Annotated in this window: 26 protein-coding genes, 1 tRNA gene and 1 pseudogene; 15 read left to right on the plus strand and 13 right to left on the minus strand. The window is 41.5% G+C overall.

Going from position 1 to position 25629, the window contains the following annotated elements; genetic code table 11:
* Positions 1-77: 77 nt before the first annotated feature.
* From RS893_RS27705 to RS893_RS27715, 3 genes are all read right to left on the minus strand, one after another.
* Entirely contained in the window at positions 78-1850 is a 1773-nt protein-coding gene (locus tag RS893_RS27705) for a ribonuclease J (protein WP_315788796.1), read from the minus strand.
* Positions 1851-2241: 391 nt separating this feature from the next.
* On the minus strand, positions 2242-3126 hold the full coding sequence (gene dapA / locus RS893_RS27710) for a 4-hydroxy-tetrahydrodipicolinate synthase (protein WP_315788797.1): 885 nt from the start codon (positions 3124-3126) through the stop codon (positions 2242-2244).
* A gap of 138 nt (positions 3127-3264) precedes the next feature.
* Positions 3265-4302, minus strand: coding sequence for an aspartate-semialdehyde dehydrogenase (locus RS893_RS27715; RefSeq protein WP_315788798.1), 1038 nt, complete (start codon positions 4300-4302; stop codon positions 3265-3267).
* Positions 4303-4913: 611 nt separating this feature from the next.
* On the opposite strand from RS893_RS27715, the gene tig reads away from it, so the two are divergent.
* The 4 genes from tig to RS893_RS27735 all read left to right on the plus strand — a co-directional run bounded on the left by tig (position 4914) and on the right by RS893_RS27735 (position 10016).
* On the plus strand, positions 4914-6356 hold the full coding sequence (gene tig / locus RS893_RS27720; protein ID WP_315788799.1) for a trigger factor: 1443 nt from the start codon (positions 4914-4916) through the stop codon (positions 6354-6356).
* 566 nt (positions 6357-6922) lie between these two features.
* Complete coding sequence (clpP, locus tag RS893_RS27725) at positions 6923-7618, plus strand: ATP-dependent Clp endopeptidase proteolytic subunit ClpP (protein WP_315788800.1); 696 nt, start codon at positions 6923-6925, stop codon at positions 7616-7618.
* Between the two features lie 9 nt (positions 7619-7627).
* Positions 7628-8968: an ATP-dependent protease ATP-binding subunit ClpX gene (clpX, locus tag RS893_RS27730; RefSeq protein WP_315788801.1), complete on the plus strand. Its 1341-nt coding sequence runs from the start codon at positions 7628-7630 to the stop codon at positions 8966-8968.
* A 136-nt stretch (positions 8969-9104) separates the two neighbouring features.
* Complete coding sequence (locus tag RS893_RS27735; RefSeq protein WP_315788802.1) at positions 9105-10016, plus strand: alpha/beta hydrolase; 912 nt, start codon at positions 9105-9107, stop codon at positions 10014-10016.
* Positions 10017-10176: 160 nt separating this feature from the next.
* Here RS893_RS27735 and RS893_RS27740 read toward each other — a convergent pair whose 3' ends face one another.
* On the minus strand, positions 10177-11160 hold the full coding sequence (locus RS893_RS27740; RefSeq protein WP_315788803.1) for a GntR family transcriptional regulator: 984 nt from the start codon (positions 11158-11160) through the stop codon (positions 10177-10179).
* Between the two features lie 317 nt (positions 11161-11477).
* Here RS893_RS27740 and RS893_RS27745 point away from each other — a divergent pair, with 317 nt between their 5' ends.
* Together RS893_RS27745 and RS893_RS27750 are read left to right on the plus strand one after the other, a co-directional pair.
* Entirely contained in the window at positions 11478-12224 is a 747-nt protein-coding gene (locus RS893_RS27745; RefSeq protein ID WP_315788804.1) for a dienelactone hydrolase family protein, read from the plus strand.
* Between the two features lie 99 nt (positions 12225-12323).
* Positions 12324-13226, plus strand: coding sequence for a S1 RNA-binding domain-containing protein (locus tag RS893_RS27750; RefSeq protein ID WP_016866103.1), 903 nt, complete (start codon positions 12324-12326; stop codon positions 13224-13226).
* A 57-nt stretch (positions 13227-13283) separates the two neighbouring features.
* Here RS893_RS27750 and RS893_RS27755 read toward each other — a convergent pair whose 3' ends face one another.
* On the minus strand, positions 13284-13760 hold the full coding sequence (locus tag RS893_RS27755) for a hypothetical protein (RefSeq protein ID WP_315792119.1): 477 nt from the start codon (positions 13758-13760) through the stop codon (positions 13284-13286).
* Positions 13761-13958: 198 nt separating this feature from the next.
* Here RS893_RS27755 and RS893_RS27760 point away from each other — a divergent pair, with 198 nt between their 5' ends.
* Positions 13959-14171 (plus strand): helix-turn-helix domain-containing protein, encoded by a 213-nt coding sequence (locus RS893_RS27760; RefSeq protein ID WP_009457959.1) that lies wholly within the window; start codon positions 13959-13961, stop codon positions 14169-14171.
* A 31-nt stretch (positions 14172-14202) separates the two neighbouring features.
* Complete coding sequence (locus tag RS893_RS27765; RefSeq protein WP_315788805.1) at positions 14203-14877, plus strand: phosphatase PAP2 family protein; 675 nt, start codon at positions 14203-14205, stop codon at positions 14875-14877.
* A gap of 54 nt (positions 14878-14931) precedes the next feature.
* Here the strand turns inward: RS893_RS27765 and RS893_RS27770 are convergent, their stop codons facing one another.
* The gene (locus RS893_RS27770; protein WP_315788806.1) at positions 14932-15396 is read right to left on the minus strand and encodes a type II toxin-antitoxin system VapC family toxin; all 465 of its coding nucleotides are present in this window, start codon (positions 15394-15396) and stop codon (positions 14932-14934) included.
* Positions 15386-15646, minus strand: coding sequence for a hypothetical protein (locus RS893_RS27775; RefSeq protein ID WP_315788807.1), 261 nt, complete (start codon positions 15644-15646; stop codon positions 15386-15388). The genes RS893_RS27770 and RS893_RS27775 overlap by 11 nt, the downstream gene beginning before the upstream one ends.
* Positions 15647-15812: 166 nt before the next feature.
* On the opposite strand from RS893_RS27775, the gene RS893_RS27780 reads away from it, so the two are divergent.
* Both RS893_RS27780 and RS893_RS27785 read left to right on the plus strand, forming a co-directional pair.
* On the plus strand, positions 15813-16058 hold the full coding sequence (locus tag RS893_RS27780) for a hypothetical protein (protein WP_315788808.1): 246 nt from the start codon (positions 15813-15815) through the stop codon (positions 16056-16058).
* The gene (locus RS893_RS27785) at positions 16037-16411 is read left to right on the plus strand and encodes a type II toxin-antitoxin system PemK/MazF family toxin (RefSeq protein WP_315788809.1); all 375 of its coding nucleotides are present in this window, start codon (positions 16037-16039) and stop codon (positions 16409-16411) included. The genes RS893_RS27780 and RS893_RS27785 overlap by 22 nt, the downstream gene beginning before the upstream one ends.
* A gap of 121 nt (positions 16412-16532) precedes the next feature.
* On the opposite strand, the gene RS893_RS27790 is transcribed toward RS893_RS27785, so the two are convergent.
* Positions 16533-16745 (minus strand): hypothetical protein, encoded by a 213-nt coding sequence (locus RS893_RS27790; RefSeq protein ID WP_315788810.1) that lies wholly within the window; start codon positions 16743-16745, stop codon positions 16533-16535.
* Between the two features lie 160 nt (positions 16746-16905).
* On the opposite strand from RS893_RS27790, the gene RS893_RS27795 reads away from it, so the two are divergent.
* Genes RS893_RS27795 through RS893_RS27805 form a run of 3 tightly spaced genes read left to right on the plus strand, consistent with a single transcriptional unit; the run spans position 16906 to position 19190 of the window.
* Positions 16906-17439, plus strand: coding sequence for a helix-turn-helix transcriptional regulator (locus tag RS893_RS27795; RefSeq protein ID WP_315788811.1), 534 nt, complete (start codon positions 16906-16908; stop codon positions 17437-17439).
* 24 nt (positions 17440-17463) lie between these two features.
* Positions 17464-17829, plus strand: coding sequence for an NACHT domain-containing protein (locus tag RS893_RS27800; RefSeq protein WP_315788812.1), 366 nt, complete (start codon positions 17464-17466; stop codon positions 17827-17829).
* 56 nt (positions 17830-17885) lie between these two features.
* Positions 17886-19190: an NACHT domain-containing protein gene (locus RS893_RS27805; RefSeq protein WP_315788813.1), complete on the plus strand. Its 1305-nt coding sequence runs from the start codon at positions 17886-17888 to the stop codon at positions 19188-19190.
* A 49-nt stretch (positions 19191-19239) separates the two neighbouring features.
* Here the strand turns inward: RS893_RS27805 and RS893_RS27810 are convergent.
* From RS893_RS27810 to RS893_RS27830, 5 genes and pseudogenes are all read right to left on the minus strand, one after another.
* Positions 19240-19324 (minus strand) — tRNA-Ser (locus RS893_RS27810).
* A 73-nt stretch (positions 19325-19397) separates the two neighbouring features.
* Positions 19398-20354, minus strand: coding sequence for a TIGR04168 family protein (locus RS893_RS27815; protein WP_315788814.1), 957 nt, complete (start codon positions 20352-20354; stop codon positions 19398-19400).
* Positions 20355-20516: 162 nt separating this feature from the next.
* Positions 20517-20936 (minus strand): annotated as a pseudogene (locus RS893_RS27820) (type II toxin-antitoxin system VapC family toxin).
* The gene (locus RS893_RS27825) at positions 20933-21181 is read right to left on the minus strand and encodes a hypothetical protein (protein WP_315788815.1); all 249 of its coding nucleotides are present in this window, start codon (positions 21179-21181) and stop codon (positions 20933-20935) included. The pseudogene RS893_RS27820 and the gene RS893_RS27825 overlap by 4 nt, the downstream one beginning before the upstream one ends.
* A 306-nt stretch (positions 21182-21487) precedes the next feature.
* The gene (locus tag RS893_RS27830; protein ID WP_315788816.1) at positions 21488-23077 is read right to left on the minus strand and encodes an NAD(P)/FAD-dependent oxidoreductase; all 1590 of its coding nucleotides are present in this window, start codon (positions 23075-23077) and stop codon (positions 21488-21490) included.
* A 97-nt stretch (positions 23078-23174) separates the two neighbouring features.
* On the opposite strand from RS893_RS27830, the gene RS893_RS27835 reads away from it, so the two are divergent.
* Both RS893_RS27835 and RS893_RS27840 read left to right on the plus strand, forming a co-directional pair.
* Positions 23175-23963 (plus strand): ABC transporter ATP-binding protein, encoded by a 789-nt coding sequence (locus tag RS893_RS27835; protein ID WP_315788817.1) that lies wholly within the window; start codon positions 23175-23177, stop codon positions 23961-23963.
* Positions 23964-24201: 238 nt separating this feature from the next.
* Entirely contained in the window at positions 24202-25626 is a 1425-nt protein-coding gene (locus tag RS893_RS27840; protein ID WP_315788818.1) for an MlaD family protein, read from the plus strand.
* Positions 25627-25629 lie beyond the last annotated feature (3 nt).

The raw sequence follows: 25629 nt of genomic DNA on the forward strand, positions 1-25629 counted from the left end.
GTATCTATGTATCTGTTGGTGTTCGCTTTCTCTAAAACAGTTGAAATCTTGCCAACAGATATGCAATTTTCAATTTCCTACGATGCTACCTGAGCAGCTGTACGAGTCCGCCGTCTTCTACCATCGGCGACTTTTACAGGCGGTTCATCAGGAATTTGCATCAGCAATGTCAGTGATGGTTGACATTGCAATTCGCGACGGATGGAACGCGCTAGTTCCCGTTCTAATACTTCTTGCAATCCACCCCAGTCAACTTCTGGTTGGTCACTCTCGAAACCTTGGGCAAATTCTGACCAACGCACACTGAGGATTTCTTCAATTCGCTGTTTTACCCACTGTTGTAGTAGCGATCGCTCGATACTTGTGACTACACCGCGCAGGTGAATTTCTGGTTTGGCCATCAGTTTGCCAGTCCAATCAATTGCTGCGGCAATGGTAACAATACCTTCTTCTGCCATTTTTTGCCGTTCTTGCAAGACTTTGGCGCTGACCATACCAGAACTGGAAGTATCTACCAGTTCCAAACCAGATGGAACTTTCCCAATAACACTAATTGATTCTTCTGTCAGCTCTACAATATCACCATTCTGGATAATTACCATATTCTCGGCAGGAACACCCATACTCTGGGCTGTTTCGGCGTGTTTCACCAACATCCGATGTTCTCCGTGAACAGGTAAGAAGAACTTGGGACGAGTTAAGGCCAGCATGAGTTTCTGGTCTTCTTGACAGCCGTGACCGGAAACGTGAATGCCTTTTTCCCGACCATAGACTACATTTGCCCCCTGCATCATCAATTTATCGATGACGTTGACAACAGCGATCGTATTACCTGGAATGGGGTTAGCAGAAAATACGACTGTGTCTCCTGGGCGAATTTTGATGTGGGGGTGTTCTTTGTTGGCAATGCGTGTCATGGCTGACATCGGCTCTCCTTGAGAACCTGTTGTCAAAATCAACACGTTTTCCTCTGGAATATTACGGATGGCGTTTAAAGGCTGAAGCAAATCGTCGTTGCACTTGATATAACCAAGATTGCGGGCATGGGCAATCAAATTCAGCATCGAACGTCCAACGACTGTAACGACACGGTTATGTTTCTGTGCTAACTGCAAAATCATGTTGATGCGGTGGACACTAGAGGCAAAGGTGGTTACAAACAGTCGCCCTGAGGCTTGGGAAAAAACCCGATCCAAATTGGGATAAACTGCGCGTTCCGAAGGCGTGAATCCGGGGACTTCCGAGTTAGTCGAATCACTCATCAAACACAAAACGCCTTTCTCGCCATGTTCGGCTAAGCGCTGGATATCAAACCGTTCACCATCTACAGGTGTATGGTCAAATTTAAAGTCTCCTGTGTGGATCAGCACACCAAGGGGTGTATGGATAGCGACAGTGAAACTATCAGCAATAGAGTGGGTATTGCGAATATATTCCACAAAAAAGTGTTTGCCAATTCGCACCACATCACGGGGAAGGACACTTCTTAATTCTGTGCGATCGCGTACTCCTGCTTCTTCCAATTTACCCTCTAGCATGGCCATAGCCAGACGAGGACCATAGATCACAGGAATTTCAAATTGCTTCAGGTGAAAGGCAATACCACCGATATGGTCTTCATGACCGTGGGTAACAATCATGCCTTTAATTTTATGGCGATTTTCCCGCACGTAGGTCATGTCTGGTAGAACAATATTGACTCCGTGCATTCCATCTGTGGGAAACGCCAATCCTGCATCTAAGAGGATAATTTCATCTTCGTACTCAAAAACACAAGTGTTTTTACCAATTTCATGTAAGCCACCCAATGGAATAATTTTGAGGGCGGAATTAGTTTCGTTTTTAGTCATTTTCTCCTGAGATTTTTGTGTAGTTGGAATATGAGGATTTAGCGGTCTTTAGAAGACAGTTCAAAATATCTGTCTATTAAAAGTTCAGCGAGAAGGTTGTTGAGTGTGGCAAAAATAAATTAAGTCACAAATTGACAATTTTAATATTTTATGAAATTAACTTTTTTCCTCTAACATAGCTGCCTTCTGCCTTCTTGTAGTCCTGTTTTTATGAGCTTCTTTATTGCTTAGATATTTTTGATAAAAATAACTTTACACCAAAGAATTTATTAGTAATTTTTCTGTCGTAGCATAGGCTTTTTATATGCTACACTGTCAAAATTACTGAGAATTTTTATTAACTTCTTCTAATATATTTTTGAGGATCAAAGTAGGTTAGATGCCAATTTTATTAGAGAAGACTAAGTTCTTTCATTACAACTTCCAACTTTTGAGTAACTTTTGCGTCAGCTTCGCACAAAGGCAGACGCGTTGAACCAACTTGCCAGTTTTGAAGTTGTAGTGCTTTTTTAACTGGAATGGGATTTGCGGTTACAAACAAAGCTTTAAATATGGGGAAAAGCCGCAAATGAATGTCGATAGCGACCTGAATTTTACCCGAATTAAAGGCTTGAATCATCTGTTGTAGTTCGTTGCCTACAATATGAGAAGCTACACTAACTACACCCTTAGCGCCGACTGCTAACAATGGCAAAGTTAAAGAATCATCTCCAGAGTAAATCTGAAATTCTTTTGGTGTCAAGCGACGAATTTCACTCGCTTGATCCAGATTTCCACTTGCTTCTTTTATACCAACAATGTTTTTAATTTCAGCTAACCGAGCAACTGTTTCGGGACTGAGGTTTTGACCAGTACGACCGGGTACGTTGTATAACAAAATGGGCAAGTCACCAGAAGCTTGGGCTATGGCTTGGAAATGTTGGTAAAGTCCCTCTTGTGGTGGCTTATTGTAGTACGGAACAACTTGTAAAGCACCGTGTACTCCTATTTTAGCTGCTTTTTGAGTAGCGGCGATCGCTTCTTTGGTAGAATTGGAACCGCATCCTGCCATTACAAGTGCCTTTCCTGCTACCGCTTCCAACACAACGGAAAATAGCTGATATTCTTCCTCCCAACTTAATGTCGGAGATTCTCCAGTTGTGCCACACACCACCACTGTATCAGTACCGTTATTTGCTAGATGCTCTGCTAGTTTTGCTGCTACATCATAGTTAACACTACCGTCTTCTTTAAACGGCGTAATCATTGCGGTTAAAACTCTACCAAAATCTACCACCCTATTTTTACTCCTGATTTTTTGTTTTTGTGTTTTGGTGGTTCTTTATTGTAATAACCTATTTGCAAATTACTTTCAAGGGGAATTTGTTAGTAGTTAGTAGATACTAGTTAGTAGTTAATTGTTTACCACTAACCACTAACTATTAACCACTAACTCCTTTAGTAAACTTTTTTCTACTAATAATTCCGCAATTTGTACAGCATTCAATGCAGCCCCTTTGCGGATTTGATCACCACATAACCACAGTTCCAAACCGCAAGGATGGGAAATATCCTGACGTATTCTGCCCACTAAAACTTCATCACGTCCTGTGGCATCAAATGGCATTGGGAAGTAATTTTTCTGCCAATCTTCCACTAATTTTATACCAGGAGATTTACTTAAAATTTCTCTGGCTTCATCTGGGCTAAACGGAGTTTCAAATTCTAGATTAATCGCTTCTGAGTGAGCGCGCAGTACGGGAACCCGTACACAAGTAGCAGTAATTCTTATCTGTTGATCACCGAAGATTTTCCGTGTTTCGTTGACCATTTTCATTTCTTCTTCGCAGTATCCCATATCATTTAATGGGGAATTGTGCGGGAATAAATTGAAAGCCAAGGGGTAAGGAAATACTTCTGCTGTTGGTTGTTTGCCTTCTAAAATAGCACTAGCTTGAGTTTGGACTTCTGCCATTGCTTTTGCACCTGCACCACTGGCAGATTGATATGTTGCTGCAACAATGCGTTTTATGGGTTTGATTTGGTGTAGAGGCCACACTGCTACCGCCATTAAAATCGTGGTGCAGTTGGGGTTAGCAATAATACCTTTGTGGTTTGCAGCTGCTTGGGGGTTAACCTCGGGAACAACTAAAGGTACTTCTTCCTTCATGCGAAAGGCACTGGAATTATCAATAACAACTGCACCTTTTTCTGTGGCGATGGATGCCCAAGTTTTTGAGGTGGAACCTCCCGCACTCGCTAGTACTATATCAACATTTTCAAAGGCGCGATCGCTAACTGGCTCTATTAATAAATCTTCTCCTTTGAACGTTAGTTTTTGCCCTGCACTACGTTCTGATGCTAATAACTTTAATTTTGAAATCGGAAAATTACGACTTTCTAATAATTCCAACAACTCCCTGCCGACAGCACCAGTCGCACCCAAAATAGCTACACAATAGGAATTAGACAAACTGGCTTCCTCCTTGAAGTTTCTTCTTGCAATTTTTTGAGTCAATTTACAATTTATGCATTTATTAAAAATACAGGCTCTTAATAATTTTACAGATCTTAATGATTTAACTTAAATAAACTTTATTTATTAATTTAATACATTTATTTTTTTACTGTTACAAAACCTGAGTTGTACTTTACAACAATTAATAACTATTAATTATTTTAATGATTTATAGCGTATATATTATACAGCAAGATCTCATTTTAGTGATACTCATTTTACTATGGCTCGGTTTTAGCTGAGCAAAATGATTCTAAACAGCCATGATTAACTGTGTACACAGGATGAATAAAAATATGACTTTGTCTACACCCTAATACCCTTACTTCCCTACACCCCTTTCTCAGGGTATAGATACATAAACTTATTTGCGCTAAAGTGTCAAGAGCTTTCGCATTAGCAGTAAACTGGATCTCTGTTCATCAACATAGGTTCAATAAACCTGATCAAGCCTTATAGGTAGATTTTCTGTCAATGAGGAACAGCCCAGCAAACGAGAAGTTTGACATCTGTTGTAGAAGCAATAAGTAAAAAAATAGTAGCAGAAAGCAAATAGAGACTAAAGCATGAAAGTTACCCAGGAAAAACTTCCCTCCAGTCAAATCGGTCTGGAAATAGAGATTACACCAGAAAAAACCAAGCAAACCTACGAACAAGTCATCCAAAATTTAAGCCGTTCTGCCAACATTCCTGGGTTTCGTAAAGGCAAGGTGCCACGGCAGATACTGCTACAGCGCCTGGGGACAACTCGAATCAAGGCAGCAGCGCTAGAAGAACTTATTCAAGATGGCATCACAGAAGCCGTTAAACAAGAAGATATTAAGGCGATCGGGCAACCACAATTACGTTCATCGTTTGATGACTTGATTAATAATTACGAACCAGGTAAGCCCTTGACTTTTTCGGCTGCTGTTGATGTGCCACCAGAAGTCAAGTTGAATCAGTATAGCGATTTACAAATCAAAGCTGAAGAAATCACTTACGACCCCGCAAAAGTAGATCAAGTCCTGGAAAATGAACGTCAACAAATGGCGACATTGATTCCTGTAGAAGGACGACCAGCACAGTTGGGTGATATTGCCGTAGTTGATTTTAAAGGCGTACTCGCAAAAGCTGAAGGTGAAGACGAAGCAGCAGAACCGGAAGCAATACCTGGCGGCGAAGCCACTGATTTTCAAGTAGAGTTACAGGAAGATAAGTTTATCCCTGGTTTTGTCACAGGCATAGTAGGAATGAACCCCACAGAAACCAAGGAAATTTCCGCAACTTTTCCAGACCCCTATCCCAATGAAGATTTAGCCGGAAAACCAGCTATTTTTACCGTAACGCTCAAAGAAATCAAAGAAAAAGAACTGCCAGAGTTGAATGATGATTTCGCTAAAGACATCAGTGAAAAAGAGACTTTGGCTGAATTACGCACTGATCTAGAAGAGAAATTCCAAAAAGAAGCAGAACAAAAAACTAAAGAGAACAAGCAGGAAGCCCTGTTAAAGGAACTGCTCAAGCATGTAGAAATTGACTTGCCAGAAACAATGATTGAACGGGAAGTTGATAACATGCTCACACAAACAGCTATGCGTTTGTCACAGCAAGGACTAGATGTCAAGAAATTTTTTACTGCCGATGTGATTCCGCAATTACGTCAGCGTTCTCGTGATGAAGCGATAGAACGCCTCAAGCGAACCCTAGCCCTCGAAGAAATCGGCAAACGCGAGTCGATCCAAGTCACTGATGAAGAGGTCGCCGCCAGAGTCAAAGAACTTACCGAACAGTTATCTGGGCAAGATTATGATCCAGACCGACTGCAAGAATACGTCAAAGACGAACTGCTGACTGAAAAAACAATCGACTGGCTGCTGGAACATGCAACAGTTGAACTCGTACCTGAAGGTTCTTTGAGTGCGACAGAAGAATCACCAGCCCCAACAGCCGAAAGCGAAGAACAGACTATTACAGATGCTGAGGAAATAGCACAACAGACAACCCCACCGGCAGAAGAGGCACAATAAATTTAGGAATAGAGGATCAAGGTTAATACCTATTTTGGATTTTGGATTGGATTTCAATCTAAAATCTGTCTTGAAAAGCTTTGAGGTTCTCTCCGGCTACGTGAACGCCGGACATCGGCGCACCCTACCCTACGGGAACGCCTTACGGCGTACGGGAAGCCCTTCGGGTAGTTCCCTCTGGGACGCTACTCTTACGAGAAGCCGCTAGCGCGTCTACGCGAACGCAGTCGCTCATGGGGGACTCACCGGCCCCTGGTAGGGATTGGGGGCTCAGGGTTCCCTTTGGGGTTGGGGGAGGAACCCCCTGCGTAAGAGTCGCTGTCTCACCGCTTGCGCGTCTACATAATTTTCGCAAAATCTCAAATCTAAAATTTCTTGTCCCCCCTTGTCCTCTGTCCTCCTTATCCTCTATCTCCTTTCCCTATATTCATACTGTATTCACACGATAAGAAATTATATGAGGCATAATGGTTAACACATACCTAAAATAAAAAACCATTCGCTCATCACAGGCAGCATACGCTGTCTCACCCACTGTATAAATTAAAAGTCAAACATTTGTCTGTATGCTTGTATCGCAGTCGGGGAATTACCCAATTAGCAGTTTAAGTCCTTTTGAAATTCGCACCCAGAACGACCCGAGTAACATCGTACCGATGGTGGTAGAGCAATCTGGTATGGGAGAGCGCGCTTTTGATATCTACTCCCGCCTACTGCGTGAACGAATTATTTTCTTGGGAACGCCAATAGATGATACTGTTGCTAACTCAATCGTCGCTCAGTTACTGTTTCTAGACGCTGAAGATCCAGAAAAAGATATTCAGCTATACATTAATTCTCCTGGTGGCTCGGTATATGCGGGCATGGCAATATATGATACAATCCAGCAAATTCGCCCGGATGTTGTGACCATTTGTTTTGGATTAGCCGCAAGCATGGGAGCATTTTTACTAGCCGCAGGAACCGCGGGTAAACGTATGTCTTTACCTGATTCGCGGATTATGATTCACCAACCCCTTGGTGGCGCTCAAGGGCAAGCAATTGACATAGAAATTCAAGCAAGGGAAATTCTTTACATTAAGGGGAAGTTGAATCAGTTACTAGCACACCATACTGGTCAACCATTAGAAAGAATAGAAGCTGATACTGACCGGGACTTTTTCATGTCGGCTGAAGAAGCCAAAAATTATGGCTTGATCGATCAGGTCATCACCAGGCAAAATCTTCCCGCAGCAGGGGAAAACGTCACCATTCTGAAATAAGAGGCTGGTATGTCTAAGTACGACTCCCATTTAAAATGTTCGTTTTGTGGTAAGTCTCAGGAGCAGGTGCGTAAATTAATCGCTGGACCGGGAGTCTATATCTGCGATGAATGCGTTGACTTGTGTAATGAAATCCTAGATGAGGAGTTGCTCGACACAAATAGTGCTGCGTCGCAACCAACACAACGGTCAGAAGCTCCTCAAAAACGCCGTGCCCGCTCCACCAGTCTCTCGTTCAATCAAATCCCCAAACCACGAGAGATTAAAAAGTATCTAGACGAACATGTAATCGGGCAAGACGAAGCCAAAAAAGTACTATCAGTAGCAGTTTACAATCACTATAAGCGACTGGCGATCGTTCAGTCTAAAAACAATGGCAAAGGAGCAACCGATGATGCCGTTGAACTGCAAAAGTCCAATATCCTTCTAATTGGCCCTACAGGTTGTGGCAAAACTCTTCTTGCCCAAACTCTGGCGAAAATTCTGGATGTACCCTTTGCTGTTGCTGACGCGACTACCCTGACAGAAGCTGGTTATGTGGGCGAAGATGTAGAAAATATTTTGTTGCGACTGTTGCAAGTAGCAGATTTGGATGTCGAAGAAGCGCAACGGGGAATTATCTACATCGACGAAATCGACAAAATTGCTCGCAAGAGTGAAAATCCCTCGATTACACGCGATGTGTCTGGTGAAGGCGTACAGCAAGCTTTGCTAAAAATGCTGGAAGGTACAGTTGCCAACGTACCCCCCCAAGGCGGACGTAAGCACCCCTACCAAGACTGTATCCAGATTGACACTAGCAATATCTTGTTCATCTGCGGTGGTGCTTTTGTTGGCTTAGAGAAGGTTGTAGAACAGAGAACTGGTAAAAAGTCAATAGGCTTTGTGCAACCAGGAGAAGGTCAAACAAAAGAAAAGCGTGCAGCAGATACTCTGCGACATTTAGAACCAGATGATCTAGTCAAATTTGGCATGATACCTGAATTTATTGGGCGTGTGCCAATGGTGGCAGTGGTAGATCCACTCGATGAAGAAGCACTGATGGCGATATTGACTCAACCACGTAGCGCCTTAGTCAAGCAGTACCAAAAACTGCTGAAGATGGATAATGTTCAGTTAGAGTTTAAACCAGAAGCTTTACGAGCGATCGCTCAAGAAGCCTACCGTCGTAAAACTGGTGCAAGGGCGCTGCGGGGTATTGTCGAAGAGCTAATGCTGGAAGTGATGTATGAGTTACCGTCTCGTAAAGACGTGACTCGCTGTACAGTCACGCGGGAAATGGTAGAGAAGCGTTCCACTGCTGAGCTATTAGTGCATCCTTCTTCCCTACCTAAACCAGAATCAGCATAAAATAAGGATGAAGGATGTAGACGCCCTTCGGGTGGCTTCCCGTACTGCGAAGCAGAACCCGCAGGGTAGGGTAGGATGAAGGATGAAACTTTATACTTCAGCCTTCATACTTTATACTTGATACTTCAGCCTTCAGATGCCTTACATTAATGTCCGTGGCGTAGAGCATTATTACGAGTGGATACGAAAACCATCCATTGTTTCTCAACCTAAACCAGTGATGGTTTTTGTACACGGTTGGGCTGGTTCCGCTAGGTACTGGCAAAGTACTGCAACAGCTTTATTGGAACAATTTGATTGTCTGCTTTATGATTTACGGGGGTTCGGACGTTCCTGTGGTAAGCCGACTGCTGTCACTAAAGCTAGTGAAGCTGTTGTTGATTCCGATTCTCCCCAGGAAGAATTACAAGCACTTACAGAATTAACTTACGAATTAGAAGCATACGCCCATGACTTAGCAGCGTTGTTGAATCAATTACAAATTCAACGCGCTTACATTCACGCCCATTCTATGGGCGCTTCCATCGCTACTCTATTTCTCAACCGCTACCCAGAACGAGTAGAAAAAGCAATTCTCACCTGTAGTGGTATTTTTGAGTACGATGAAAAAGCGTTTGCAGCCTTTCATAAATTCGGTAGCTACGTTGTCAAATTTCGTCCCCAATGGTTAGCAAAAATACCGTTAGTAGACAGGATGTTCATAGCGCGATTTTTGCATCGCCCTATACCAGCACCAGAAAGGCGGGCTTTTTTACAAGATTTTCTTGTTGCTGATTATGATGCAGCTTTAGGCACAATTTTTACTTCTGTCAGCAAAGCTGCTGCTGAGTTAATGCCGCAGGAATTTACTCAGATAACTGTACCGACGCTGCTCGTGTCAGGAGAATATGACAAAATTATTCCTGCCGAGATGGGACGTCAAGCGGCAAAACTGAATCAAGCAGTAGAATATGTGATGATTCCCAAAACAGCCCATTTCCCAATGTTGGAAGATGCACCAACTTACTTAAAAAAAGTGCAAGAATTTTTGTCAATAGTTAATGGTTAAGACTCTTATGAGAGAAAAATACCACTGTTTTCCAAGCTTCTCAAAGTGGAGAAAGTGGGCGATCGCTCTGTTGTTACGAGGGTTAAAATGAACTCTTAGACAAGTTAATGGTCAATAGTCATTTGTCACCTGCTACTAACCACTGACCACTAACCACTAACTAACTTAAACCTAATTCTCTTTTGAGCAAATTAATCGATGTAGTCCCGATATAATTTTCGCAACGTACTAGCTTAGGTGGACGAATGATGTCTTCTTGTAGTGCTTGTACTGCTGCTTGCACAGCAACAAAACTTGCTTGATCACTAATGATCATCTGCGCCCGCTTGACTATGGCGTGCATTTTGTAAGTATCTTTTGGTTGGGCTGTCATCACAAGTAGTTCATCCCCTCGAAAACCGTGGAGGATAACTTCTGCAGCGCGGGCAATACCAGAACTAAGGCTAACAATACCAACACAACTATCTTTTGGTAGATTCTTTAGAAGATTGATTTCTTTGGCGTAGTCGTAGATGTCCAAGGGAATCACTCGCACTGCTTTCGGGGCAGCAATCACTTCTACTTCACCGATAAAATATCGACTAGTGACAACTGTAGCAGAGGAAGTTTTATCAAGTACAGCAGTTAATTCTTCCATTGTGACTAGCTGTACTGGGATTTTTAGGCTTTGTTCCAATTCAAAGACCATCAGTTCTCCAGCACCAATGTCACTAGCAGGAACTGTCACTAATACTCGGGCGCTACAACGCAAGCGCCAGTCTATTTCCGCCAAAAAGATCTCTCGTGCTTGATTGAGTGAACAGCCGTGAGACAGTAACTCATCTAGTGCTTGTTGCACGACCTTGTATGCTTGAGGATTTTCTTTGAGAATCGGTGATTGCAGTTTGCTACCACCTTCATGACCTTGGGCGCGGACGTAAATACCTGAACCAGCAAGACTTTCTACTAGTCCGTCATCTTCGAGTTGGCGGTAAACCTTGCTAATGGTATTACGGTGTAGCCCAGTTTGCATAGCCAGCGCCCGTGTACTCGGCAATTTATAACCAGGGGGATATTGCCGCGAGGCGATCGCAAACCTAATTTGATTAAACAGTTGAGTAGATGCGGGAATTTCACTGTCTGGCTGAATACGGAACTGAATCATCACCGAGCCTCCAAAGATGCTGGTATAAGAAGGCAGAAGGCAGTTATGCTGCAAGCAGAAAGCTACAAAGCTTATATAATTTGTTTTTTTAGCCTTTTTGACTGCATAGTTATTTTTGCCACACTGCATTAGAGCATACTGTAACCAGCTACAAATTTTACTTGTTAAATATTTTATTTATATATTCAAATTATTCGAGGGAAATTTATAGTATAATAGTGCGTTCATTACCAGTAGTTAATAATTTGATTTGGAATAGCCTAGAGATACTTGCATAGGTATATCTAAAATAATACATAGTACTGGTAAAAATTGTTATGGCACGAGCAATCGATACCGCAACAGTTAATCTCTCACAAGCGGATTTGGCAATAGCTGCTTACTTAGCCCAGCCCCAAGAACCAGGTTCTTATCCAGGAATTATAGTATTGCAGGAAATTTTTGGTGTTAACTCCCACATCCGCGATGTTACAGAACGTATCGCTCGTGAAGGTTATATAGCGATCGCACCGGCACTGTTTCAACGTTTCGCCCCTGGTTTTGAAACAGGTTATACACCAGCAGACATAGAAGTGGGTAGAGTCTACGCTTGGGAACAAACTCAAGCATCGGAATTATTAAGTGATATTCAAAGTGCGATCAACTACCTAAAAACTCTACCGTACGTCAAAAAAGATGGTTTCGGCTGTATAGGTTTCTGCTTTGGCGGCCATGTTGCCTATCTAGCAGCCACTCTGCCAGATATTAAAGCAACAGCTTCCTTCTACGGCGCACGTATTACTAGCGCCACACCAGGAGGCGGCGATGCCACTATTACCCGTACAAAAGACATTCCAGGCACTCTCTATGCTTTTTTTGGCATGGAAGACGCTAGCATTCCTGCTGAACAAGTAGACCAAATTGAAGCAGAGTTAGAAAAATATAAAATTCCTCATCGCGTGTTTCGCTACGATGGAGCTGATCACGGATTTTTCTGTGACCAACGTGGCAGTTATAATCCTAAAGCTGCGGGCGATGCTTGGGAACAGGTAAAACAACTGTTTGCACAGCAATTACAAAAATAGTCAATTGTCAATAGTCAATTGTCAAAATCATAAAAAATTTTGGACTCTGGACAATTGACTCTAGACTCTGGACTAATTAACAATTTGTCTTCACAAGTCATGAATTCTGAAACTAAACTTTCTCAAAAAGCCAATTCATCCTTTTCACTAGATGATTTTGCCAAAGCACTGGAAAAACACGACTACCAGTTTCAAAAAGGGCAGGTAGTGCATGGGAAAGTATTCCAGTTAGATCCAGATGGCGCTTATGTGGATATTGGTGGCAAATCTTCTGCCTTTATTCCTCGTGAAGAGGCTGCTTTGAGAAATGTCACAGATTTGTCTGAGGTGCTACCACTAAATGAGGAATTAGAATTTTTAATCATTCGTGAACAAGATGCTGAAGGTCAAGTCACTCTCTCGCGGCGACAGCTGGAAATTAAACACATTTGGGAACGGTTAGCCCAAATGCGGGAGAATTCTCAGACAGTAGAAGTGCGGGTATTAAATGTCAATAAAGGTGGTGTTACCGTTGATCTACAAGGATTACGGGGATTTATCCCGCGATCGCACCTTCTAGAACGTGATAATTTAGAATCTCTCAAAGGACAAACTCTGACCGTTAGTTTTTTAGAAATTGATCGCAATAACAAAAAACTTATACTTTCCCAGCGTTTGGCAACTCGTTCCGCTAGCTTCAGTACCTTTGAACTAGGACAGTTAGTAGAAGGGAAAATTAGTGGTATCAGACCTTTTGGTGTATTTGTAGATATAGATGGTGTGAGTGCCTTACTTCACATAAAGCAGATAACTCAGAAATTTATTGACAATCTGGAAAAAGTATTCCAAGTTGGTCAATCAATCAAAGCTGTAATTATTGACTTGGATGAAGGAAAAAATCGGGTTGCTCTTTCCACCAAAGTCTTAGAAAATTTCCCTGGTGAAGTCTTGGAGAATATGGACGAAGTGATGGCAACTGCCGAAGCACGTGCAGAAAGAGCCAGGAAAAAGATTACTGAATAATGTTTGTTAATGGTTGGTTGTTGGTTGTTGATGGTTGATTGTTGGCTGTTCAAACAACTAACAACTAACAACTAACAACTCTTTTCGTAATGTCTGCAAGCTTTCTTCATTAAAAGCAAATTTAATTGACTCCACTAAATCACCCCAATTTTGCAGTGCAGGTTCTCCTGTTGCTTGCCAAAATTCCTCAGCAAAAAACTCTGTCCACCATTTAGGAGCTTGCTTTCTGTATTCTGGGTTTAACTGTTTTCGCCAACGCCTGCGCCATTTGGCTGTTTCTGCTTGAGTTGGTGGTCGGACTCCTACAATTGGCGGAAAATCTGCATAACTGATAAACTTACTCACACCCTTGGCATGGACATAAACCATGTAGCGCCAGCATTCTACAACATAAATACTTTCAGGCTTGATATTCAACATCAAGCAAACAGCTTCTTCTGTGACAAACCTGGCTAATGGGTTGATGGTTATCGACTTGTGGACAATTTTTGATTCACGGATGACAATCGCTTTTGGTGTGGGTAATGATAACATATAGACAAATCCTTTGGAGATGGATACATCCAAATCCCTTGGTGGATAAGTTTTTACGGGTGTTGTATCTGTTTGAAAAAGAGATTTCATTGAATGCGAACGCGATCGCCCTTCAGTTTCCTACGCCGGGGGGAGATCGTTTTTTAATTTAAAGTGTAATAATTAAACGATAGAATTTCATCGTTTGTCAAGATTAAGATGGGGCTGATTAGGCTACGGATTAGGGAATTTGCAGGTGAAAAAGGTTGGACGCTAAAAGATGTCTCTGACCGTTCGGGAGTAGCCTATAGTTCAGTAAGAGCTTACGCGCGATCGCCAGGGTTAGCAATGGTAGATTTTACCTCAATTTTGAAAATGGCGCGGGCATTGGATGTAATGATAGAAGACTTGGTGGAAGTAGTAGAAGAGTAGTCAAGGATACTATAAATAAAACTGGTATTAGATGCGATCACGAATTTTTTCTTTGATATTCAGCATTCGATTGATGGGGCTGTTACTATCAGCCTTAGCTTTGTGGGTATTTGCTCACATCGCCGACGAAGTTCTAGAAAAAGAAACTCAAACGTTCGACCAAAGCATTTTATTGGCAATTCGGCAGATGCATACACCATTAGGCGATCGCGTAATGCTGGGTATCACTTTTTTGGGTGAACCAGTATTTTTGCTGCTGATTTGTTTGGGAATAGCAATCAGATTACTCTATATTCACCGTCGTTCGCAAGCAACTACTTTGGGTATAGCCGCAGTTGGTGCGATCGGCTTAAATTATTTAATAAAAGTACTATTTGGTAGAGCGCGCCCGCAACTGTGGAATCGTATCGTTGACGTCGGTCAATACAGCTTTCCTAGCGGTCATGCGATGATTTCATTAGTAATTTATGGTTTCATTGGCTATTTGATTGCAAAGCGATATCCTCGTTGGCGAGCATGGATTTTTACACTCACCGTTATATTAATTATAGCAATTGGTTTTAGTCGGCTTTATCTTGGTGTACACTGGCCTACCGATGTCATAGCTGGTTATGCGGCAGGTGTAGTCTGGTTGATGACTTGTATTCTGAGTTTGGAAATGTGGCGATTGTACAGGAAGTCGGGTAGACATTCACAATCTAATTAGCAAAATCAGCAACCGATAAATTCTCTCTTGCGAAAGCTTGAGTGTTAGCAGTTCTTAAATTCCAGGTAAAGGTGGAACCTCAAACTCATTGAAAAAGCACACATTGTAAGATGAAGTGGCTAAAGCTCTCACCGGTCGCTGGTCTAAAGTTAGTAGCGTAGCATTAACCTGCTGTGAAAGCGCAACATAACAAGCATCGTAAGCAGAAATTCTATAACTCAAGGCGATACTCACAGCATCCGCCATTAAGTCCGCTGTGGAAACGACACGCAGGGGAAGCGCTTTGAGAGTTGCTAAATCTGTTGAAACTTTCGCAGTAGGGTAAAGTCCTGCACGGACATACTTCCAAAGGGTATTAGCACACTCAATATAAAACAGATCAGGTACAAAAAACTCATTTGGAGGATTACCAATATGAGCCAAAAGTTGATCAACTTTTGGAGATAGAGGATCTGGAATCAAGTGCTTAATACAAACACTCGTATCTACAACACTTTTAGAGGGCTTGTCATCTATCACGATCTTCTCTAATCATGGCAGTACTATCTGGCCATTCAATATCCTGTGGAAGTTGCTCACGACGACAACGGCTTTCCTCTAGGAGTTGTAGAAATTTTTGCCGTTGCTGTTCTTCAGCTTGTAGTATTGGTAAGGCTTTCTCTAATATTGTGACGATTTGCGCGTCTATTGAGGTATTTTTAGCCTTAGCTAACTCTAATTCTTTATATAAGTCATCAGGTAAATTTACCATAGTGTTTAGTCTAGTCATTGCTTGACCTCCTAGTAAGGTTTACAAGCAATAGTAGCACGATACTACAAGCCTGAGTTGAAGTGGGAAAGAAGCGAGACAGATCACATTTGCAAAAAGATCACCATCAAACTAGAACTTATAGATACACTATAATTACACATTCGGAATGTGGAGTTGATGGTGTATGTATCGCCGTATTAACGTAACCTTACCCGATAAAACTTTAGAATTGCTAGACCAGTTTGCACCAAAAGGAGATAGAAGTCGCTTCATTGACGAAGCTATTCAAAATTACATTGCTCAAATTCACAGAGACAGACTACGACAGCAATTAAAAGAAGGTGCTATTCGTCGTGCAGCACGCGATCGCAATCTTGCGGAAGACTGGTTTGCTCTAGAGGAAGAAGCATGGCAGCAAAAGGCAAAATAATATATCCTAAACGCGGAGAAATTTATCTTGTAAGTTTTGACCCTACTCTTGGTGCTGAAATACAAAAAACTCGTCCGGCGTTAGTGCTGCAAAATGATATAGCTAACGAGTACAGCCCAATCACGATTGTAGCTGCCATTACGTCTCAATTTGATGAGACGCTTTATCCAACGGAAGTGTTAATTAAACCTCCAGAGGGCGGTATAACGATAAATTCTGTTGTCTTGTTAAATCAAATCCGCTCTATTGATAAACAAAGATTAGTGAGGCGATTGGGTGAACTGAATCAAGAGACGATGGAACAAGTTAATCAGGCGATTCAGATTAGTTTGGGGTTAGTTGAAGTTGGATGATATCAGGTAAATAAGTAATTGTAGTACAATATTACAAGGCTGGGTTGGGGTGAGAAAAAGGGGCGATCACGTTTTGTTAGTGAGTGCGATCGCTTTGTCACCTCTACCACCCACCTGTGTCTCAATCATGCTCTTCTGATTCCTCTGGTAAAGATTTCAGTGGTGTTTTTTGTAAAACCCAATCGAGATACAGTACGAGAATTTGCATTTTCAGAAAATTGTTAGCACTTTTGGTATTGGTATCACTCAGCACCCATTTACAAAACTTTTCCAGCAGTATTCCAACAACCTCAACTGACTTGTTTACAACCAGAGGTATTAGTGTTTCTAGCATTACGATTTCCTCAGTAGCTTGACTGAGTTCAATGTCGCAATTTTCTTTTGTAGCTATTTATCTGACTTACCTTGACTTAGCCTGATTTACACTGAGTTAACTCTACATTTTAATGAAAACTTTAGCTACACTTGCTTATAAGTATTTGTGGGAGTAGTAAATGTCTATACCAGAGGACTTTCTAAAACAACTGGAGCAATACACCGAATTATCAAATAGAGAAAAGGAAGTCTTTCTGGAGATATTTGCTCGTGGTAAAAGTCGAATCCATGTAACTCAAGAACTAAACATTTCTAAAAGCAACCTCAGTACTTGTCTTACAGGCATTTACAAAAAATTTCGCATCATCGGTAATGGGCCTGTTAAAGAAAGTCGCTTACGGGAGTATTTGAGCAAAAGATACTCACACGAACAACCCTCTGGTGATTTAACTATAGATGACACAGACAATTCTATTGATACTTTAGTGCAAGAAATCCGTAAACAAATCAAACTCTACATCAAAGAAAAGTGCGGAACCATGCGGGTATTAGATATGCCTAAGCCCATTAAGTTCACAGGAAAACAAGGTATTTACACGAATGTCAATATTCTGGAGAAAATAACTGGACGAAGACGACTAAAAATTTCGGAACTAATACAAAACTGCGACCATGATAACTTTGAGCGGATTGGACTTAGCCAAATAAAATAGAAGCGAGTATCAGGATTAGAGGCTGTGCAGCGTCATAGTAAGCTAATGGTATTAGGCAAACCAGGAGCAGGAACAACCACTTTTTTAAAATATCTAGCAATGCAGTGTATTGAGGAGAAGTTTCAAGCAAACAGAGTTCCCTTGTTTATCACCCTAAAGGATTTTGCAGAAGCACTTAAAAAACTAGATATTTTGAAATTTATTGTTCAACAATTATCAAGCTGTGGGGTAACTCATGCCAATGTAACAGTAGAGAAACTGTTGAAACAGGGTAAGACATTGATATTGCTGGATGGATTGGATGAAGTACGAGAAGAAGACACCAAGCGTGTCTTACGACAAATTCAGGAATTTTCTGATCTGATCTGTTTCATACCAATCAGTTTGTAATTACCTGTCGCATTGCTGCTAAGGAATACACATTTGAAAGTTTTACAGAAGTGGAAATGGCAGATTTTGACGAAAAACAAATAGCCATTTTTGCTCAAAACTGGTTCCAATTAACTGATCCAGTTAAAGGTGAAAGATTCATTCAAAAACTAAAGGAGAACGAATCAATCCAAGAACTAGCTAGTAGTCCTTTACTATTGACACTACTGTGTTTGGTATTTGGAGATAGTGGAGATTTCCCTGCAAACCGTTCTGAACTTTATAAAGAAGGATTAAATGTATTGCTGAAAAAATGGGATGCCAAACGCAACATTGAACGAGAGCAAGTCTACAAAAATCTGTCTTTGCAGCGTAAGGAAGATTTATTGAGTCAAATTGCTTTAACCACCTTTGAGCAAAAAGACTATTTCTTTAAACAAAAAACAACCGAAGTATACATTGCTGATTTTATCCGTAACTTACGTGATGCGGACACAGATCCAAAAGTGTTGAAACTCGATAGCGAAGCTGTTTTAAAGTTTATTGAAGCACAACATGGACTATTAGTGGAACGAGCAAAGGGTATTTATTCTTTTTCTCACTTAACATTTCATGAGTATTTTGCTGCAAGAGAAATAGTTGCTAACTCTGCCTTGGAAAGCTTGGTAGAGCATATTACAGAAATAAGTTGGCGGGAAGTATTTTTGCTTGCTGCCGGAATGATGCGGAAGGCTGATGATTTATTACTTTTGATGAAGTCAAAAATTGACTCCATTGTGGCCTTAGATGATAAGTTACAGTACCTTTTACAGACAGTATATAATAAATCTTTATCAGTGAAATATAATCATAAAGGAGCGGTAGTAAGAGCATTCTACTTGGAACACGCTCTTTTTTTTAGTTACTCAGTTCTAGATTACTGTAGTGAACTTACTAAAGCACTTGGATTTAATATTGAAGTTGATCCAGAGATTGATTTTGACGAGAAACTTACTGATGCTCTTGAAATTGTAAACTCTGATCCCGCAGAATGCCTGAGTTATGCTCTTTCTCTTAATCTTAACTTAGAACCTGAATTTCAAAAATCACTTCAAAATTTAAAAAAGCAAATTCCTTACCCTGATGATCCAAAAAAGTGGATGCAACGAGAAGACAAAACTATAAAGCAATGGTTGCATGATTTGAGAAGTTTGATAATAAGATATAGAAAAATTTGTTATCAAGATGAATTAAATGATCAACAATGTGAATTGATATGGAATTACTATGATGCCAACACATTAATGGTTGATTGTCTAAATAGCGATTGTTATATCAGTCGACAGGTTAGGCAGGAAATAGAAGACAGTCTGCTCTTACCAATCAGTGAAGGTCAAAAATAGTACTCTTAGGAGTTATAACTTATCAACAATCGTTAATAACATTCTCAAACGGAGAGGGTGGGATTCGAACCCACGGATGCTTTCACATCACTCGATTTCAAGTCGAGCGCATTCGACCACTCTGCCACCTCTCCAAAAAAAGCTGACGAATACACTTCGGCAGCTGTCAGCTACAAAAGCTGACCAGTAAGCTATTATAACTCAGATTCATGCAGTTTGCACTACTGAACGGGATTTTTCATACAAAATTTCTTCAGCCACTTTGTAGTCATTACCAACCCAGACACTAGAAACTTGGGAAACTACACCATCTTCCAGTAGCACAATCGAGAAATTCCGCAGTTTTAGACCATCACTATCCACGATTCTCGGCACAGTCGCTGCATTCAAATAAACTGTCCCCTCTGGACTTCTAAACACACGCTTTCGTAACACTTTTTTGGTGTGTCGTAACGTGTGGTGCATATGACCAAACGTCACCAGAGGAACGGTTTTACCAGCAGTAAGAGTCAGAGATATCGCCTCAGCTAAATCTGGATCGCCAAAGTCACCACCGATAGGGTGCCAATCTTTACCACAGGGATCTTCGGGGCGATCGCCTAACCCAGAAGGCCCATTATGACCGACAAAAATAATTGTCTCATAAGCAGCCTTTTTGACAGCCGAAAAAATCCGGGCGGCGGACTCATCTAGATCCTTTACACCATACCGTTCTTTGCAGATGTCAGCAAATCTCCACTCTGGCCCACCCCAGGTAAAGGGACGTCCTCCCACCACTGTCAGGTTAAAAGCAGGAATATCGAGTTTTCCATAACCAACATGGGCTGCACCTAATAAATCTAGTTGTTCCTGCACCCAATCTTCCTGAGAACGGTCGTAGGGACACTTTTTTCGTCCCCATTCTGTGGCAGTGTACCATGCATCGTGGTTTCCCATCACCGCTGCCTTGGGAATATCAAGGGATGCGATCGCCCTTACCACTTCTACCGACTCGTTACCAAAATCCCCGACAAACAGCACTAAGTCAACACCAAGATGCTTAAGTGCATTGCCATCCTCCACTTCCCATTGGTCGTGAACATCTCCAACTACAGCGATTTTCAATGTTTTTGAATTAGTTGTCTGACTGGTCATGCCACTTTCCTTGCCATATGCTTCCAGCATAGGCAATCCATAACGATTTTGTCATAACTCCCAAAATTGTCTTATGATTTCACCTGATAATTGTTCACTGACAACTAACAGCTTTCACTTAACACTATCATTAGTTCCTATTAATTGTGTGAATTTATTATTAATCGCAACCTCGTCATAATGTCTCCAAATTCACGTAAACCAATTCTCGATTTCTAGATCGATAAAATCAGTGTAGTTTGACACATTGTTAGTCATGATAATCAATTGGTTAACTTTAGCGATCACGGCAATTTGACCATCTGCAAATGATGGCGTTTTGCCAATGCTAACCAGACGTGATCTTTCTATAGCCTGCCATTGTGCAGCCTTAGCATCATATGATAATAATTGAATATTGGGTTAAACTACTTCTTTGAGATATCTTTCTATAGTTTGACGTTTTTTAGACTCTGGAAGACGATAGCAACCAAAAAGTAATTCATGATAGACAATTGTTGCTGTTGCTATTTCATTTTCATATTGCCGCAACTTTTCCATCACTTTCGCATTGGGAATTGGACGTAATGGTTCACAAAGAATATTAGTATCCAGTAAAAAGCGCCAACTCACCAAACTACCTCACGTCCTGGTGAAGAGTCGCGTACATCTGCAAAAATGTCAGATTCAATACCCATTTTTTCCAAATCTTCTGCTTGCCGAAAAATTTCCAGAGATTGCCAGAATCCAGACTCCTCACTCGTGATGATGCTAGACTCTGCGTATGAAATATCAACTTCAATTTCTTGCCCATCAGGAATATTGATTTTATGAAATATTTCTATAGTTTTGCCGCGTTTTAGGCCTTTGATTTTCATGACTTTGATTCTATAAATAAAAAGTTAAATATCTTTGAGATTATATTAGGACTTAGGCAGTAGTAACGAAAAAAGAACCACCCTCCGGGTACTCTACCTTGAAGCCGCTGAGTCGCAAAGCCACACGCTGCGCGAACGCGTCTACGTGACGCAAACCACCTTTTTGGGGGCTGGACTCACAAAGGACACAAAGAACACGAAGAAAGAGACTTTCACAGAGATTTTGCGTAAGACCTATATATTAAGATTATCTTTTCAATTTTACCTTTTCCTCATTTAGTAGAATATTGGCATTAAAGCAATTTGTCAGCTATAAAATTTCAACAATTCCTGCGTTTGCTTTACTCCCACCAACGTATTCGCACACAAAATTCCAGATGCAGCTACCGCAGGGACACCAATTCCTGGCATAGTGCTATCACCAACGCGATACAAACCCTGTATCGGTGTGTGGGTTCCTGGAAACATACCCTTACCTGCTGCGATCGCAGGACCGTAGGTTCCTTGATACCTCCTTATATAATAAGCATGAGTTAGGGGTGTACCAACCAGTTCTAACACCACACGCTCCCTAATATCCGGGATAATTTTCTCTAAGGCACGGTATAAAGTTTCTGCTTTCTGCCGTTTCTTGTGTTCATATCCATCATTGCGTTCCCAGCCCAGGTAGGGTTCTAGGGTGTAAGCGTGGACTACATGATGTCCTTGGGGGGCAAGTTTTGCATCCCAGACGCTGGGAATAGATATCATACAAGTATTCCCAGGTGTGGTGATATCTTTGTTCGCATCGTGAATTACTACATGATGTCCCGTTAAATGTTCTAAACCATCGGCACGGATACCTAAGTGTAAATGCATAAAACTATCAATACTTGGTGTAGCTAAAGCTGCTTGGTGGTAAGATGCAGGTAAATCCTTAGAATCTAATAGCTGAGTATAGGTATCCCAAATACTGGCATTAGAAATCACTGTAGGCGCTTTGAGAATTGAAGACTCGGATAAGTAAATACTGCTCCCTTGTCCTCCTTGTCCTCCTTGTCCTTTTACCCCAGTGTCACCCCTTCGCGATCGCAACCGTACACCTACAACTTTCCCTGATTCCACCAAAATTTGCTCGACATGACACCCCAATAGCAATTTACCACCCCAACGTTCTAGCCCCCGCACCAAGGCGTTAACAATTGCTCCACTGCCACCCACAGGATACTCAACGCCAGCGCGGGAGCGTTCACCTAACATAAAAGCTACTTCGGGGGCAATTGTCCCGTGTGCTTTTAAACCCGATAACAAAAAGCATTCTAGGTCAATCAACCGTCTTACCCAAGGGTCTTTGACAGTAGCATCCATCACGTTACCCACAGAAGCTTGGACAAGGGGCAAATTAGGTAACATCTTTAACAATGAGGGTAAATAACGCCCTAACAGCACGGGTAGTAATTGCCAATCTGCTCTCAGTGTCAGGGTGGGAATGCCTTTCATGGCATCATATAAAGGCAAGAGGCGGCGTTCAAACTGTTCTAATTCCCTGGCGCCAACAGGAGTAATTTTAGCTACTTCTTCCCGATAGCGATCGCCATCACTGTAAACTGCCAAAGTTCCTTCGGGAAAATGGTAATGTCCTAATGGGTCATAACGAACAGCTCTAACAGATTCACCGATTACATCCAGAACTTGTTTCAGGGGATTTACACTCTGAATATCTGTCAAACCACAATAAAATGAAGGACCAGAATCAAATTCAAATCCCCGACGTCTAAAATTATGAGCTGCACCACCAGCAATTGTGTGACTTTCGCAGACAATCACGCGTTTGCCATAACGCGCCAGTAAGACCGCAGCACACAACCCACCGATACCGCTACCGATGACGATGACATCATATTTATCCTTTGTCATTTGTCATTTGTCCTTTGTCCCTTGTTTAATACTAAATAACAAATGACCAATGACCCTTGACCATTGACCCTTGACCAATGACCCTGACTATTGACCAATGACCAATGACGAACCATTAATTGAATTAAAAGGTGTTTCCAAGTCCTTTGGTGACAATAAGGTTTTAGACAATGTGGATTTGAGGATTTTTCGGGGAGAAGCATTAGGGATAATTGGGCCTAGTGGTACTGGTAAATCAACAATTTTACGCGTCATTGCAGGTTTGATTGCTCCTGATACTGGAGAAATTATTGTGCAAGGTGTGCGCCGAGAAGGATTGATAGAAGATGGTGCTGATCCAGTTGGTATTGGTATGGTGTTTCAGCAGGCGGCATTATTTGATTCACTGACAGTTGATGAAAATGTCGGGTTCTTTCTCTATCAGCACTCAAAACTGTCGCGATCGCGAGTTCGCGACTTAGTTGAGGAAAAATTAGAGATGGTGGGTTTACCAGGAATAGGCGATCGCTATCCTGCGGAACTATCTGGAGGGATGCGAAAACGGGTAAGTTTTGCCCGTGCAATTATGTCTAATCCCGAAAACACTAAAGAAGGTCCAGAGGTTTTACTATACGATGAACCTACTGCTGGACTTGACCCCATCGCCTCAACAGTAATTGAAGATTTAATTCGACAGTTGCGATCTACACAAGGAGTTTGTAGCACCTACGCAATTGTGACTCACCAAGAGAGTACCATCCGTCGTACAGCTGATAGGCTAGTATTTCTGTATCAGGGTAAAGTACAGTGGCAAGGTACAGTTACTGAACTAGACCATACAGATAATCCTTTAATCAGACAATTTATGAGTGGTAGTATATCCGGACCAATTCAAGTAGCAGGATGAGGGAGATGGGGAGATGGGGAGGTGGGAAGGTGGGGAAGTGTGGGGAGTGTGTAGACGCGTAGCGGCTTAAGGTAAGGGTGGAGTGTGGGGAGTGTGAGGAGTGTAATTCAGTTATCAGTTATCAAAAATTTATTACTCTACAGTTAACAGTTAACTTGTTAACTGTTCACTGATTTCTAACCACCAACAAACCACAACCTAATCTAAAATCTAAAAATCTAAGACGGAGGATAAAAAAATGCGATCGCGCACATTTCGAGAAGGTTCTGTGGGTTTACTACTCCTCTTGGGAGTGGGTGTGTTTGGAATGATTATCCTCTGGTTAACAAGATTTACTGCTGCTGCAAGTTCATACAAAGCTTTTGTAGAATTTGCCAATGCTGGCGGGATGCAAAAAGGAGCAATAGTTCGCTTTCGTGGTGTCAAAGTCGGTAATATTGCTGCAATTCGACCAGGGCCAAATAATGTAGAAGTAGAAATCGAAATTGCCAATCCTAACCTAATTATTCCCCGGGATGTCAAGGTAGAAGCGAATCAATCGGGTCTCATTAGCGAAAGCATAATTGACATTACACCTAAATCACCATTACCGAGTGGTGTAAATGTAGCTAAACCATTAGATAGAGATTGCGATCCAAGTCTGATCGTTTGTAATGGTTCACGCTTAAAAGGTCAAATTGGTATCAGTTTGGATGAGTTAATTCGTAGCAGTACTGTTTTTGCCAATCTTTATACTCAGCCTCAAATCTACGATAACCTCAACAATACATTAGCAAACGCCTCTAAGGCAGCAGCTCAAGTCGTTGTTCTCAGTCGGGATCTTTCCAACTTGACTAAAACTACGCAAAAGCAATTAAGTGGTTTGTCAACCGCCACAAATTCAGTTGCAAATGCAGCAGATCAAATCAGCGCATCTACTGCAAAAACAACCAATCAATTTAGTAATACAGCGAGTGCTTTTAGTGCTACAGCAAAGGATCTCAGCCTCACAGCAAATCAGGCAAGTCAACTAATTAAAAATTTGGATACCTTACTAACAGGTAATCGCTCTGCTTTGGTTGGCACTTTAAATAATATTACGGCAACCACCACTGAACTAAGAACTACAGTTAGTAGTTTATCACCTACTCTCAATCGTTTAACACAGGGAGAGTTAATCCAAAATTTAGAAACTCTCTCCGCAAATGCTGCACAAGCTTCGGCTAATTTGCGGGATGCTAGCCAAGCACTCAACAATCCTAATAACTTGTTGGTGTTACAACAAACCCTAGATTCTGCCAGGGTAACGTTTGAAAACGCCCAGAAAATCACATCAGATTTAGACGAATTGACTGGTGATCCAACTTTTCGAGAAAATGTCAGGCAGCTGGTAAATGGTCTAGGTAAATTGCTGTCTTCTACTCAACAAATAGAACAACAAATTGAAGTTGCTTCTACACTTAATGCAGTCAAAACAGCAATGAAAAATCCCAATGCCACAACATTAACAACAAACAATCAATCACAATTGAAATTTAATATTCCACCTACAACTTTGAACAGTGCAACTCAAGAAATTCAACCAACAGCTATTGAATTTGCTTCCTCGCCATCTCAAGAAAAACTATTGCAGAAATTACGTGAGTATGGAAAACAACAGCAGCAGGAAGGAACAACAAAATAGAAG

It is taken from the genome of Fischerella sp. JS2 (genome assembly GCF_032393985.1).
Lineage (GTDB): Bacteria > Cyanobacteriota > Cyanobacteriia > Cyanobacteriales > Nostocaceae > Fischerella.